This is a genomic window from Tahibacter sp. (assembly GCF_032229445.1).
Lineage (GTDB): Bacteria > Pseudomonadota > Gammaproteobacteria > Xanthomonadales > Rhodanobacteraceae > Tahibacter.
Genome location: NZ_JAVTWC010000104.1, coordinates 13141 through 26867 on the forward strand (window position 1 = coordinate 13141; position 13727 = coordinate 26867).

Below are 13727 nucleotides of genomic sequence, written 5' to 3' on the forward strand. Positions count from 1 at the left end.
CGCAATGTCCCTTCGGCCATCATGAAAAAGGGCGGACCGAAGTCCGCCCCGGGTACCTGCTATCGGCGTTTCATTCGCGCCGGCGGCGTCCATTGTCACCGCTGTCGTCGCCGTCCTTGTTGCCGCCATCGCCTTCATTGCCGCGACGACGTTGTTCCGGCGGCGGCGCGCGCTGTGCCGGCTGTTCGCGCGGCGCTTCCTGCACACGCGGAGCCGGCTGTTCGCGACGCTCCACGCGCGGCTGTTCCCGCACTTCCGGCGCACGCTGCTCGATGCGAGCCGGTGCTTCCTCGCGGCGCATACGCGCCGGGGCTTCTTCACGCTGTACCGGCGCCGGGGTTTCCTGGCGCTGGAAGCGCGGCTGCTCATTCCGCGGGATGCGTGCCGGTGCGTCCTCGCGCTGTACGGGCGCCGGGGATTCCTGGCGCTGGAAACGCGGCTGCTCATTGCGCTGGACGCGGGCCGGCGCTTCTTCACGCTGCACGGGTGCCGGAGTCTCCTGGCGCTGGAAGCGCGGCTGCTCGTTGCGCGGAGTGCGTGCCGGCGCGTCGTCACGCTGCACGGCTGCCGGTGCTTCCTGGCGCTGGACACGCGCCGGTTCGACCCGATCCACCGCTGTGGGGCGCGTACGCTGCGCGTCGTCGGCGCGGCGGGCCGGCCGCGTGAACTCACGCTGCGGCGGTGTCATCGTGCCGTCGCTGCGTATCGTGGGCGTGCGGGCAGACGGCGTATCGCCACGGCCGTCCGGTGTGGCGACGCGCCCCGCTGAGGCGCCGACTGCACGGTCCTCGCGCTGCGGTGCGCCGCGCTCGAGACGCTCCGAGTCGGCGGGGCGTGTGTTCGCCGCACCGCCATTGCCGACGACGCGCACCCGGTCCGGAACCTGTGCGGCGGGGCCGCTGCGTGGGGCTCGCAGTGACTCCATCGCGTCGTTGCTCATGCCACGGCCCGGGGTGCGGTTAAGCGTCGCCTGACGGTCCGCAAACGGCACTGCCGCTGCCGGCGGTGCGGTGCGCGCGACCACTGCGCGATCGAACACCTCGCGCTGCGGTTTCGATGTCGCCGCCCGACCCGAGCCGACTACGCTGCGCGCATTCGGTGCGAGCGCGGCGATCTGGCTCACCTCGGCACGCGCCGCCGCATCACGATTGATCGCCACCATCTGCTGCCGCACCGGACGGGAGTTAACGAACGTGTCGCTGGATACAGCCGTGATGGCGCCGGCCACGCCGCGGTTGTGATAGTTCACCGCGCGCATGTTGCGACCGCTGGAGTAGTCGTTGTAGACGTTGGTGATATAGGTGTTGTTGATCACCGTATTGGTGATGTTGACGTTGGTGAAGTAGTTGCGGCTTGCGCGGTACGGCGGCACATAGATTTCGCGCGGACCCAGCGGGAACCAGCCAATCGGACGTCCCGTGCTGATGCCGATGCTGAAATTGTTGCCGCCGACGAAGGCCACCAGCGCCGGTGCGTAGACCGGACGCACGCTGATCGGGCCTGGTATCCAGCCCCAGCGGCTGCGCACGTTCACCCAGCGGCCGTAGTGGAATGGAGCGAAGCCCCAGTCGGAGTCGTCGACCCAGGTCCAGCCCCAGGGGTCCTGCCAGATCCAATGTCCGTCGCGGTACGGCGCCCAGTCGTTTGCGACGCGCGTCGGAAACCAGACATTGCCGTACTCGGTGACTTCATCCCACGAGCCGTACTCGTCGAGGTCGGAATAGCCGATGAGGTCTTCGGAAACATAACGGCGCGATGCCGAACGCTCGAAACGTTCGTTGCGTTCGAGGCAGAAGCGGTCGAATTCGTCCGGCCGCGGGATGTCGAAGGCCTCGTAGTCCTGCAGCCTGGTATCGTGAAAACGGATCGCTTCGCCTTCGCGGATGCGGAAGTTGGCCTTTTCGCCATGCGCCTCGCCGCCACCGTCCCAGACCGCGACCGTGGTGTGCTTGCCGCGCGGATCGACGTCGATGCGGTATTCGCCAGGACGCGACACGACGAAGGCCAGCGTCGGTGTGTCGATCTCGAAGATCTGGTCTTCATAGATGCGACGTACGCGCAGGTTCAAGGTGCCCTGGGTGATTTCGATCTGGGCCGTGCGGTCGTCGAGATTGAGGATCTGTAAACTGGTGCCTTCATCGATGCGGAAGGTCGCATTGCCGGCCTGAAGCTCGGCGCGCGCGCCGCGATCGGCCCAGAGTCGGTCGCCGCGGATCAGCGGGCGATTGCGCGTGGCATTGACCCAGTCGTCCTCCCCGGCCGGTGAAAAACTGACTTCACCCCTGATGAAACTCAGGCGAGCGACCCGGCTGGGCGGATCAACATATTCGGCCTGGGCACTGGTCCCAGCCAGCACCAGCAGCGCGCCGCCCAGAATCGCCGCGAACCGCGTAAACATCGACATGAACCTCTCCTCCGGAATGGGCCGCTGCCCCTCCCGGCGGGAGCGGCTGTGGCGCGCCTATCTGAGCGTACGGATGCTGAACGCATACCTGCCGCCGTGGCGAACAACCCAACGTGGTTTTACGCCATTCAACGACGCTTTAGCCCTCCGCTGGCCCACGTCAAACGGCGAGCGCCAGGGCCGCATTGCCGCAGACGCCGACGCTATGGCTAAATACCCCGGCTGCGGGCGTAGCTCAATGGTAGAGCTGTAGCTTCCCAAGCTACTGACGTGGGTTCGATTCCCATCGCCCGCTCCACTCCTTCGCGTGCCGGCCATAAGTGCGCGTTTGCGAAGCAGATTCCGGCGATTCCGATACGGCCAGCCGCTCGCTCCCGCGGTGTCGACCTGGGTATTTGAACGTGCCCAACGCGTTGTGGCTTCACCGCTCTGGCTGGCAGCGCAGCGGCACCCGGCGCATACACGTTGGCTGGCCTTCGGCGCCAAACTTCGGCGGACACGAACAGCCCGAAAAGCGTCGTGGTTTGCTGCCGGGGGAACTTCGAGTGGTGTTCGGCGCAGAACGGTGGGCGCGGAGACCCGACGTACTCACGCTTAGCTCCCCGTCGTCGAGAGACCGGAGCCCGGCGGCGTGAAATCGATCAGCTAAGTCCGAGCGACCTCGGCCAGATGATCGATGTGTGTTGAAAGTACCCGTTGATGAACCTCGGCAAATTTTTGACCGATCAGTTCGCCAGCGATGGGACTGCCGAGGAAGCGTTTCGCGACTCTATCGTGAGCGCAAGGTGGGTGGCTCGGCACGACAGTGGGGCGTCAATGCACTCTTGGGCTGCCGCCGTTGGAGCCCGACTGCAACTCATCGGCTGGCGCTGCTTCCTCGTGACGGGGTAGCGTGACAACGAACTGACTGCCCTTTCCGCAGCCGGCACTGGTAGCGACGACCGTGCCTCCGTGCGCTTCCACCAGTTCCCGCACGACGGCGAGTCCGATACCCAGTCCTGCACGGTTGAAGCTGACCGCCGTCTTCTCCTGAACATACGGATCGAAGATGGTGAGCAGTGCTTCCGCGGCAATCCCAATGCCGTCGTCCGCCACGGTAAGAACGGCACTGCCTTCCGGCTCGACGAGCGAAAGGGTGATGTGTCCGCGATCGCGCGTGTATTTGGATGCATTGTCGAGCAGATTGCGAACGACCTGAGCCAGGCGAACGGGATCGGCTTGCATGTTCACGGGTGACGACGGAAGACGAACATCCAGATGCTGCATCCGGGCTTCCATCGCTGGCCGGCACGCATTCACGGCGTCCTCGACGATGTGCTTCAGGCTCACAGTCTGGCGCTCCAGATTCATCTTGCCGCTGTTGATACGCCCAACATCGAGCAGATCGCCGACCAGCCGTGTCATGTGTCCGATCTCGCGCTCGATGATCGCCTGCATCCTGGGCAACTCGGGCGCCGGGAGCCGTCCCATCAGGTTGGCAGCCATGCGGATGGGACCCAGTGGGGAACGCAGCTCGTGGGCCAGCAGGGCGAGGAACTGAATTTGCTGCCGTTGCGCCAGCTCTGCATCGCCTTGCGAGATCTGGGCGCTGATCGCTGCTTTGATGAGTTGTTCGTTGGCCTCACGCAATTGATTGAAATCGTATCCGGGCTCATCCGTGATGCGATCCATCAGGTTCGGTGGCTGGCGAAGCGTTGCCAACGCTGGCGCAGGCTGCTTCCCGGCCAACAATGCCCCGTGTGAAACAAAACGTCCTACGCCGTGGCGCTTGGCCAGGTACATGGCGGCGTCTGCACGATCAATAAGCACATCGGCCTGATCCCCATCGTCGGGATACAGACTGATGCCAATGCTGGCGGACAGGCGAATCACGTTGTGTCCGATGCGGCTCGGCGCGCCGAGCGAGGCTGCAATATTGTCGGCAATGGTGACCGCATCAACCGCCAGCTTCACGTCGGTGAGCAATACCAGAAACTCATCTCCGCCGTGGTGACTTACGGTGTCGCTGTCGCGAATGCAGGCGGCCAGACTGTGGGCCGTGCGTTGGAGGACCTGATCGCCGATCGCGTGGCCGAGCGTATCGTTGATCTGCTTGAACTGATTGAGATCCACAAACAGCACGGCCAGGCGTGTGCCGTGGCGATGCGCCTGTGCAATGGCTTGTTCGAGGCGATCACGGAAGAGCACGCGGTTGGGCAGCTCGGTCAACGCATCATGCTCGGCTGCGCGCGAAACCGCGCCGAGGCTTCTGTTGCAATCGTCGGCATCGGCCTGGGCTTGAAGTGCCGAGCAAACCAGCTGCTGGTTGACCGCACGCAGGGGCGATGCCGCATGACTGTCTGCCGCGTTCATCGCGTCCATGATGGTTTGCCGCAATCGAGCCAACATCTCACGCGCAACGTGAGTCTGACGCCGAACCGCGGCCAGCTCCAGCGCGGCTTCCATGGCATCGAGCGCGGCCCGGTCGGGCAGATCGTTCACGGCGGCAGGACCGCGTCCGCATCGGCCGGTGAGATCGCGACCCTCTCCTGAGCGGACTGGTCCCCGGCATGGCGCATTGTGGGGCGGCCACCCAGAAGGCCCACATAGTCCGGCAGCTTGCCGCCGATGCGAATGCCTTCGGTTGAAATGGTGAACTCGCGCAGTTCGTGCGAATGGGCGCTTCCACGTACCTTGACCACCGCCATGACGCGTCTCAATTCGCTGTGCACCTCGATATATCGCTGCACGATGATCGCGTCGGTCAAAAACGCGGTGCCGTAGGGGCTGAAGCGAAGATCGGTATATCGATCCTCCAGCTCCGATGTCATCAGCACCGAAACGCCCGCATGAGCCAGTGCGATGACCAGGCGGGCCAGCGATTCGCGAAAATCGGCCCGGAACGTCGGTGCGATGGCCAGTTCAAAGCCCGACAGGGAGTCGATCACCACGCGTGTGGCCTTCAGGCGGTGAATCTCGTCGAGCAACAAGCGCACGATCTCATCGATGGACAGATCGGGAGTCTGGGGATCGACCAGACCTACATCATCACTCTGGATCAGTTCGGCAAGCGATCGGTTGTAAAACGGATTGGGCCGACGTTCGAAAGCCGCGATAACGCCCTTTTCTCCACAGCGCGCGCCTTCCGCGAGAAACGCCGCTGCCAGAAGGCTCTTGCCCGAACCGGAGGGGCCGGCCACCAGCAGCGAATAGCCCCGTGGCAGCCCGCCGCCCAGCATCTCGTCCAGGCCTGGCACGCCCAGCCCGACACGCGAGTCCAAGGCGGCTGTGTCGGGATAGCCTCGACTGGCGGTGGAAGCACGCGCGGGTGCGAAGACCTGAATGCCGGCGGAGGTGATGCGGAACGTATGCAGTCCCGGCAACGATGGCTGGCCGCGCATCTTCATGATTTCCATTTTGCGTACCATCGAGTTGCGTTCCACGCTCTGACGCAACCAGATAAGGCCGTCGGCCACCGTGAAGACCGGATTGGCATCCGATTCGGCAAAGTATTCGCCAATCAGAAACGTCGTGGCCTGCCAACTGGTCATGAGCACACCCAACTGCTGCACGAACTGCTGAAGAGCTTGGTTGGGCTTGCCTTCGATCGTGCTGGCCAGCACGACGGATCGAAACGAATCCACGAAGACGAACGCCGAATCGTGGGTACGGACTTCTGCGACGATGCGCTGCAGAACCGCATCCAGATCACCTCTGAGCGTGTCGTCCGAGAGGTTGACGAAACGGATCGAACTATTGATGGCTGTGGCGTCAAAATAGGAAAACTGCTGCTGGTACCTGAGCATCTTGAGCGGTGGTTCGCCCAACACCGTGAAATAGATCGCCGGACGTTCGGGCGTCGCCATGGAGAACATCATCTGGTGCGCCAGCGTTGTCTTGCCGCAGCCTGGTGCGCCAGCAATGAGATTGAACGAAAACTCCGGCAATCCACCGCCGAGAACCTCGTCCAAACCGGGGACGCCTGTGGCGAGGCGTTGGATGGTAGCTGTGTGGTTCATGGGGCATCCTGGACAGGTGAAGCTGCGGTCGGTTGAATCCATACCGCCCCGAGCAATTGTTGCGCAAGCGAAAAGCCAATCAGACTGACGAGCAGCCTCGAGAAAGTCTCCAGCACCTCGATGCCACTGGCGAGGGCTGCTTCTTCACTCTGCTGCGCCAGCAACGCCCGGAGTGTGGAAAATTCCACGTGAGAGGTCGGCAACTCCGCAGAGATGTCGATCCAGTCAAAGGTCGTCTTGGCGAGGTACAGGCTGCGCTGATAGAGCGCGGCCATCCCACCTGGCCCGACAACGGGTGTGAGCGACGCCTCGATGTCCTGAAAGACGACGACTACCGCATCCGCGATGTGCGACGCCGTCGCACCCTTACCCATTCGATGGATCAGGGTGGCGGAAATCCGCGGGCTGAACGTTTGTTCCACGAAGAAGGTCCCCTTGGCTGTTCGCGAGGAACGGGTGGAGTCTACGCTCTTCCCTCGGCGTTCCACGTGACGAGCGGAATCCAATGCTAACCATATGATTTGTATCGGCGTGGTGAAATTATTTGTGGAATATAAGAGTATTTATGTAAAAACGTGACTATTTTTGCTGGCGACGATGCTGATTGCTCCTCTCGTTGGCAGTACGGCAAGCCGAATAATGCGAAGGCTTGATTTCAAAACAACGGAAAGGCATCGGCTGCGAGCCCGCGGGTTCATCTCAATGGGAGGGGCAGTGTGGGCGAAGTGCCTGCGTCGTCGGTGACGGCTTTCCTGGCGGGCGGGAAGCTCCGCGAGCAAGTTCCCGTCGAATTCGGCAGCCGGAAACGAGCTGATCACGCGCCGATGTCCTGGCATCCGAGCCCGCTTCCTCGCCATTGTCTCGCCCGGGACGCGATCCGGTTGACGCTGCCGCGGAGTTTCGCTTTCATGCTCGGCGGGGAATGGGAAGCACGCAGGGCGTCAGAGCCCACGGAGTGATATGCGCCTGGCCGATTTCATCGAGCAGCACCGCGCGCGAATCGTGGAGGCGTGGGAGCGCTTCGCCGAAACGATGCCACCGGTCGATGGCGGAGTTTCTTCCGCAGACCTGCAGTCTCACGCCGCGCGGATGCTCGATGCGATCGTGGCCGACATGCGATCGCCTTCAGCCGTCCGGGTTGGTGGGGCGTCTGCCGATACCCCGGTTGATTCTGGCGGGTCCGAGCATGGTCTGGCGCGTTACGCAGCCGGACTCTCCCTGGTTTCCGTGGCGTCTGAATTTCGAGCGCTTCGCGCCGTCGTGCTGCGTCTGTGGGCCGGTGCCGGCTTCGTGCGTACGCCGCAGGCCTTCGACGATCTGGTGCGCTTCAACGAAGTGCTGGACCAGTTGACTGCCGCCGCAGTCCTGTCGTTCTCCCAGGCGGTGGAACGCGATCGTGCGCTGCTCATGGGCATCGTCGCGCACGATCTGCGCGGACCGCTCCATACCGCGTCCATGTCTCTCCACCTCCTGGCGCACCGTCATCCGAGTGCCCGGGAAGACGAGGCTCTGGGCCAGGTGCGTCGGTCTCTGGCGCGCATGGTGCCCATGGTGGATGACCTGTTGGGTGTCGCTGCGGCCGGCATGCGGGCACAGCTGCCCGTCCGTCCGCAGCCCATGGATCTGAAGGCTCTTGCCCAAGAGATTCTCGCGGAAGCCGCCGCCGAGTTTCCGAGGCATGAGTTTGTGCTGGACGCGGCCGAGCCGATCGAAGGCTTCTGGGACAGGGCGCGGCTGGGTCAGCTGATCTCGAACCTTGCCCGCAACGCCGCTGCTCATGGCGACCCTTCCGGCACGATTAGGGTGGTTCTGCGAGGCCATGGGGATCAGATCGCTCTGGCGGTCCACAACACCGGGCCGATGATCCCGGAGCACGAGCGCCAATATCTGTTTGCTCCGGCGGCGCGCGGTGCGAATGCCCGAAGTGGCCACCACCTGGGTTTGGGCCTGTTCATCGTGAACGAGATTGCGCGGGGGCACGGGGGGCGGGTCGACGTGGCGTCCAGCGCGGAAGCCGGCACCGTGTTCACGGTCGTGCTGCCGAAAGATCCTCAGGCCGGCGAGGCATGACTGAGGCGACGGCCACCCATAGTTGCATCGATGCAGACGCTGCGACGGCGCGTGATTGACCCTACCTGGATTGGACCGGGATGCGCGCGAGCAGGGCAGCCAGAGCATCGAGGTCCAGGGGTTTCGCCACGTGTTCCGCCATGCCGGCGTCCGCGGACCGTTGGCGCATTTCGGCGGTGTTCCAGCTGGTCAACGCCACCAGCGCAACGGCATCCAGTTCCGGCATCTGCCGGAGGCGTCGCCCGACTTCGTGCCCGTTGATGTCCGGAAGGTCGATGTCGAGCAGCACGAGGGTCGGGCGGAAGCTCAATGCCTGCTCCAGCGCTGCGGCGCCGGTTGCACAGATACATACCTCCGCACCCAGGTGCTCCAGTCCCATCGCCGTGGCACGCGCTACGTCGGCCTGATCCTCCACCAGCAGGACCCGATGGTGTGAAGTTGAGTCCGCTCTCGGCGGTACCGGGCTCGTATCGCCGCGCAGCGCGAACCGGACAGGGCCGCCCGCTCCCGACCCCTTGGGGTCGGCAGAGCTCTCCGGAACTCGGGAATGGTCCTTCTTCATGGTCCTTTGCTTCGTCGTTTCCTACGTTTCCTACGCGGTGGCCTGTGTGGAGGCCGTGAGCGGCAAGTGCCGGTGCGATCTGTAGGCAGCGAAGGGTGGTCGACTGGCGTCAGCCGGTTAGGATGCGTTCGCCTGTCGGGCGTCCGCCATTGCCGTATACGGCAGCGCCCACGGGTACGGACCGGGTCGCATGCCTGGCACCGCCGCTCGCATGGGATGATCGTCGCACTTGCAGCAGTTGCAATCCGAGTCCGTGCAGAGGCGGTCGGAGGCAGCAGATGGCAGCGACGACGCTGTTCATTTCATATGCGCACAGGGACGAAGCATTTCTGCGGGAATTGCTGGCATACCTGCAGCCGCTCGTCGACGTGGCGCTGATCGACGTCTGGCACGACCGGCGCATGATCGCCGGCGACGCCATTTTTCCGAGTATCGAGATCGCGCAGGATCGGGCGCGCATCGTGCTGCTTCTGGTCAGCGAGTCCTACCTCGCTTCCGTCGAATGCGCGCGCGAGATGTGGCGCGCGCTGGAGAAGCGCGAGAAGGGCAGGACCGCCGTGGTGCCCGTCATCCTGCGCCGCTGCGACTGGCGCGCAGCGCCCTATGCGAAGTTCAATGCGCTGCCGACCGATGGCGCGCCGATCGACTCGGCCGACGACCGCGAACAGTCCTTCCTCGAGGTCGTGCAGGGGGTGCGTACCCTGGCGGAACGGTTCGCCCATGCGGACGTCTCTGCGCGCCGCCGCCGGTTCACGTTGGCGATCGGGGCCGGCGTGCCTGCGTTGATCGTTGCTGCGGCGTGGCTCGCGCTGCACTACGCAATGTCGGGGGCGCCGCCATCACCAGCAGAAACGTCGGCGTCGCCACCGCCTGGTGCCGATGCGATCGATGTGCCAGCGGGAGTGCTGGTGATCGCCGAAGCTGCTGCGACTGCGCCGGGTGGTGTGGCCTGGAATCCGGGCGCGTCCGGTCAATGGCGGCTACCGAACCTGTTCCTGTGCTTCCGCCGGGACAACGTGCAGCAGCAGGCGTCGGAGGTCTGCCAGCCGACCGTGCTCGGTATGCGCCACGCGCGCGTGATCGCGCATGGCAGCGCAATCCATTTCGCGGATACCTATCCGGCGATGACGTCGTGGAGCCCGATGTTTTCGGTCGAGCTGAAGAACCAGAGGGTCGCCTCAGTCAGCGTGCTTGGGCGAGGCCGCTGTCGTTTCGGCGTGCCTTGCCGATTGCTCGACCCTGGCGGAGGCGGTCATGTCGCGGCCGAAGTGCTGGTGCTGCCTGCGCCCGAATCGGTCGGCGAACCACTCGTGGAGTATCTGCAGCGCTGCGTCGATCCCGATAGCCTTCTCGCGCATCAGTGGCAGTCGCTGCTCGCGGCCGCGGGTTTCAAGACGCCCGATATCGCGCAGATCAGCTACGTCACGTTGGCCCAAGGCTTTGTCGCGCTCAGGCCCAACGCACTTACGCCCAGCATGACTGATGCGGTGCTCGCGAGCGGTGGCAGTCCATTACAAAGAGGAACGTCGCCCGACACGTTTCGCGGCAGCATTCTCCGCCGGGTGGCCATGCTCGGTGATGCAGACGATTGGGCTCCGCTGGAGCGAAACGAAGTGCAGCAAGCGCTCGCTGCGCTGAGGCGAAATCTGCAAGCCGCCAACGTTGCGGATCTCGTTCATCGGGGCTGCCGCCGATACTGAAGTACTACCTCCGACCGCGCGTCTGCGCGGTCGGAGGTAGCGAAAGCACCTATTCCGTGCCGGCCTCGTAACGCTCGTGCAATTTCACTGGCGCCGACTTCTTTTTCGAGCGGTTGCGGATCCACAGGTTGATCATCTCCACGAAGACCGAGAACGCCATGGCCGCGTAGATGTAGCCCTTCGGAATCTTCTGGCCGAAGCCGTCGGCCATGAGCACCAGTCCAATCATGATCAGGAAGCTCAGGGCGAGTACCTTGACTGTCGGATGGCGCTCGACGAAATCGCCGATTGGCCGCGCAAACAGCAGCATGAACGCGATCGAGATCAGGATGGCCGCAAACATCACCCAGCGCTCCTCGACCATGCCGACCGCGGTGATGATCGAGTCGAGCGAGAACACGATGTCGAGCACCATGATCTGGGCGATGACGCTGCCGAAGCTCACGGCGACACGACCGGGTCCGACGCTCTCCGAATCGCCTTCGAGCTTCTGGTGAATCTCATGGGTCGCCTTTCCGATCAGGAACAGGCCACCGCCGATCAGGATCAGGTCGCGCCAGGAGATGGCGTGGCCAAAGATCGAGAATATCGGCGCGGTAAGTCCGACGATCCAGGCGATCGCGAACAGAAGGCCGAGCCGGGTGATCGCGGCCAGCGCGATGCCGAGACGCCGAGCCTTGTCGCGCTGCTCCGGCGGCAACTTGCCGGCGAGGATGGAGATGAAAATGATGTTGTCGATGCCGAGCACGAGTTCCAGTGCCGTCAGCGTCGCCAGCGCGATCCAGATTTCCGGGTTGGTCAAGGATTCCATGTGTCTCTCGGGCCGGGTTGATGGACCAGTGCGCCGGTCGCGGTTCACCGCGGCGCAATGGTCAGGGGTCTGACTGAGCGAGAAAGCGCTCGGCGCGCGTAGCCGGCAACAGGCCGATGCCGCGCATTGCGGCAGACCTTTCCCCTTGTTGCGGCCGATCCTTCCTCGGGCGGCAGCCTAGCATCGGCGCGCGTTAAGCAGACGCGAGCGTGACGGAAAGGGGCAGAAGCCTGAGCCCTGGCACTGCCGGCGGACGGCGCCAGGGTCGAAACGCGGTATCGCTCCCGGCCAGCGACGCGCCATAGCCCGCACGCGCGCATTCTTGTATCGTCGCCAGCGTTTTCTCCTCCCTCGCCGTCCGGTCCCGCTGAGTCGCTTGCAACATTCCTGTCGCAGAATGGAAGCGCTGGCGCAGCCGCGGTTGCGCCAGCGGAGCCCTTACTGCGCAGCACGGCCCGAACTGCAGTCGTCGTTCCCCTGCATGGTTCCGATGCGCCTGGTGTCGCGTCGGCGCTCGGACCGCATCAAGTGAATATTGCTATATTATCTAGAAATTCAAAGTTGTACTCGACGCGTCGGCTGGTCGAGGCGGGGCGTGAGCGCGGCCATCGCGTTCGGGTGCTCGACCCGTTGCGCTGCTACATGCGCATCGCGCCCGGCGAGTTCAGCGTGCACTACAAGGGCAAGCGCCTGGCCGACTACGCCGCGGTGATTCCGCGCATCGGCGCGTCGATCACGTTCTACGGTACGGCGGTGCTGCGCCAGCTCGAACTCATGGGCGTATACACGCCGAACGGTTCCGACGCGATATTACGCGCGCGCGACAAGCTGCGTTGCCTTCAGTTGCTCGCGCGGCAGGAGGTCGGCATGCCCGATACGGTGTTCGGCGACAGTCCGGACGACACAGCCGATCTCCTCGCCCTGCTCGGCGATCCGCCGCATGTGATCAAGCTCAACGAAGGTTCCCAGGGGCAGGGCGTGCTGCTGGCGGAAAAGCATTCGTCGTCGCAGAGCGTGATCGAGGCATTTCGCGGCCTGTATGCGAACTTTCTCGTCCAGGAATTCATCCGGGAATCCAAGGGGTCCGACATCCGCTGTTTCGTGGTTGGCGGCAAGGTGGTCGCTGCGATGCGGCGGCAGGCGCGGGCCGGTGAGTTCCGCTCCAACCTGCACCGCGGCGGCAGCGCCAGCCAGGTCGAGTTGTCCGCGCGCGAACAGGATGTTGCCCTGCTGGCCGCCAGGACCATGCAGCTCAACGTCGCCGGCGTGGACCTGCTGCGTGCCAAGCGCGGGCCTCTGGTGCTGGAAGTGAACTCCTCCCCAGGGCTGGAGGGAATCGAAGCGGCGACCTCGGTCGACGTCGCCGGCGCCATCATCGACTACGTCTGCGCGAGCGCGCTGAAGCGCAAGCGCCGCGGCGTCTGACACGAGAGAGCCGCGATGCGGTGCATGTGCCATTCGTCCCGGAAACATCGGGTCATTCGTCAATGAATGTCATCGTACGAAGGTTGCCGTTGACAACCGCAATGTGGCTGCCTAGCATCGTCCGGCCGCTGTCTCGATGCTTGTCTGCAGACGGTGTGCAGGGGGCACGGGTATTCGACGGTTGAGACGGAGTGAGACGTGATGCGTATTGCCAAGGTTGTTGTGTTCGCTGTGGGTTTGGCGCTGTCCATCGGTGCGATGGCAGCAGAAAAGCTGGATCCGGCGCTGCAGGCCGTGACCAAGGAAAAGTTCGACGATCAGGCTGCGGCGATCCGCCAGCAGATGAAAGCCGGCGGGCGCTGGGAGTTCGTCGATACGGATGAGCGGGCCTCGGTGAACTCGCGTCTCGACGAAATCGCCGCGCTGCTGGCGACGGCCAGCTCCGTCGACGAGTTGAGCCGTGATCAGAAGGGCAAGCTGCTCCAGGCCCAGGAAGACGTCAACGCCGTCCTGACCAAGAAAGACGGCCGCCGGCTGATCTGCCAGCAGGTCGCTCCGACTGGTTCGAACCGCAAGCAAAAGCAGTGCTCGACCTTCGCCGAGCGCGAACGTCAGCGTCGCGACTCGCGCGACTTCCTGCGCCAGACCAGCGACGACGGAATCCGCACCAATTGACGGGAGAAGGGCGGCGGCCCTGTGCTTCTGCCGCCGCCCTGTTTTTTCAGACTTGCTCCGGTCTGTTCGCTGGGGCATGCTG

Annotated in this window: 10 protein-coding genes and 1 tRNA gene; 5 read left to right on the plus strand and 6 right to left on the minus strand. The window is 64.1% G+C overall.

What is annotated here, in order from left to right; genetic code table 11:
- Positions 1 to 70: 70 nt before the first annotated feature.
- On the minus strand, positions 71 to 2404 hold the full coding sequence (locus tag RUU78_RS18470; RefSeq protein WP_313918971.1) for a DUF6600 domain-containing protein: 2334 nt from the start codon (positions 2402 to 2404) through the stop codon (positions 71 to 73).
- Between the two features lie 224 nt (positions 2405 to 2628).
- Between RUU78_RS18470 and RUU78_RS18475 the strand changes: the two genes are divergently transcribed.
- Positions 2629 to 2702, plus strand: a tRNA-Gly gene (locus RUU78_RS18475).
- Positions 2703 to 3217: 515 nt separating this feature from the next.
- Here the strand turns inward: RUU78_RS18475 and RUU78_RS18480 are convergent.
- Genes RUU78_RS18480 through RUU78_RS18490 form a run of 3 tightly spaced genes read right to left on the minus strand, consistent with a single transcriptional unit; the run spans position 3218 to position 6824 of the window.
- On the minus strand, positions 3218 to 4885 hold the full coding sequence (locus RUU78_RS18480; RefSeq protein ID WP_313918972.1) for a diguanylate cyclase: 1668 nt from the start codon (positions 4883 to 4885) through the stop codon (positions 3218 to 3220).
- Complete coding sequence (locus RUU78_RS18485) at positions 4882 to 6402, minus strand: ATPase domain-containing protein (protein WP_313918973.1); 1521 nt, start codon at positions 6400 to 6402, stop codon at positions 4882 to 4884. The genes RUU78_RS18480 and RUU78_RS18485 overlap by 4 nt, the downstream gene beginning before the upstream one ends.
- Positions 6399 to 6824 carry a hypothetical protein gene (locus RUU78_RS18490; protein WP_313918974.1) on the minus strand — a complete coding sequence of 142 codons (426 nt, stop codon included), beginning with the start codon at positions 6822 to 6824 and terminating at the stop codon, positions 6399 to 6401. The genes RUU78_RS18485 and RUU78_RS18490 overlap by 4 nt, the downstream gene beginning before the upstream one ends.
- A 538-nt stretch (positions 6825 to 7362) precedes the next feature.
- Between RUU78_RS18490 and RUU78_RS18495 the strand changes: the two genes are divergently transcribed.
- A complete protein-coding gene (locus RUU78_RS18495) occupies positions 7363 to 8472 on the plus strand; it encodes a sensor histidine kinase (protein WP_313918975.1) in 1110 nt (369 codons plus the stop codon).
- A gap of 61 nt (positions 8473 to 8533) precedes the next feature.
- On the opposite strand, the gene RUU78_RS18500 is transcribed toward RUU78_RS18495, so the two are convergent.
- Positions 8534 to 9034, minus strand: a complete 501-nt coding sequence (locus RUU78_RS18500; protein WP_313918977.1) for a response regulator — start codon at positions 9032 to 9034, stop codon at positions 8534 to 8536.
- 278 nt (positions 9035 to 9312) lie between these two features.
- On the opposite strand from RUU78_RS18500, the gene RUU78_RS18505 reads away from it, so the two are divergent.
- The gene (locus tag RUU78_RS18505; RefSeq protein ID WP_313918978.1) at positions 9313 to 10734 is read left to right on the plus strand and encodes a toll/interleukin-1 receptor domain-containing protein; all 1422 of its coding nucleotides are present in this window, start codon (positions 9313 to 9315) and stop codon (positions 10732 to 10734) included.
- Between the two features lie 49 nt (positions 10735 to 10783).
- Here the strand turns inward: RUU78_RS18505 and RUU78_RS18510 are convergent, their stop codons facing one another.
- Complete coding sequence (locus RUU78_RS18510) at positions 10784 to 11545, minus strand: TerC family protein (RefSeq protein WP_313918980.1); 762 nt, start codon at positions 11543 to 11545, stop codon at positions 10784 to 10786.
- Between the two features lie 528 nt (positions 11546 to 12073).
- Between RUU78_RS18510 and rimK the strand changes: the two genes are divergently transcribed.
- The gene (gene rimK / locus RUU78_RS18515; RefSeq protein WP_313918981.1) at positions 12074 to 12970 is read left to right on the plus strand and encodes a 30S ribosomal protein S6--L-glutamate ligase; all 897 of its coding nucleotides are present in this window, start codon (positions 12074 to 12076) and stop codon (positions 12968 to 12970) included.
- A gap of 198 nt (positions 12971 to 13168) precedes the next feature.
- Positions 13169 to 13645: a hypothetical protein gene (locus RUU78_RS18520; protein ID WP_313918983.1), complete on the plus strand. Its 477-nt coding sequence runs from the start codon at positions 13169 to 13171 to the stop codon at positions 13643 to 13645.
- Positions 13646 to 13727: the final 82 nt, after the last annotated feature.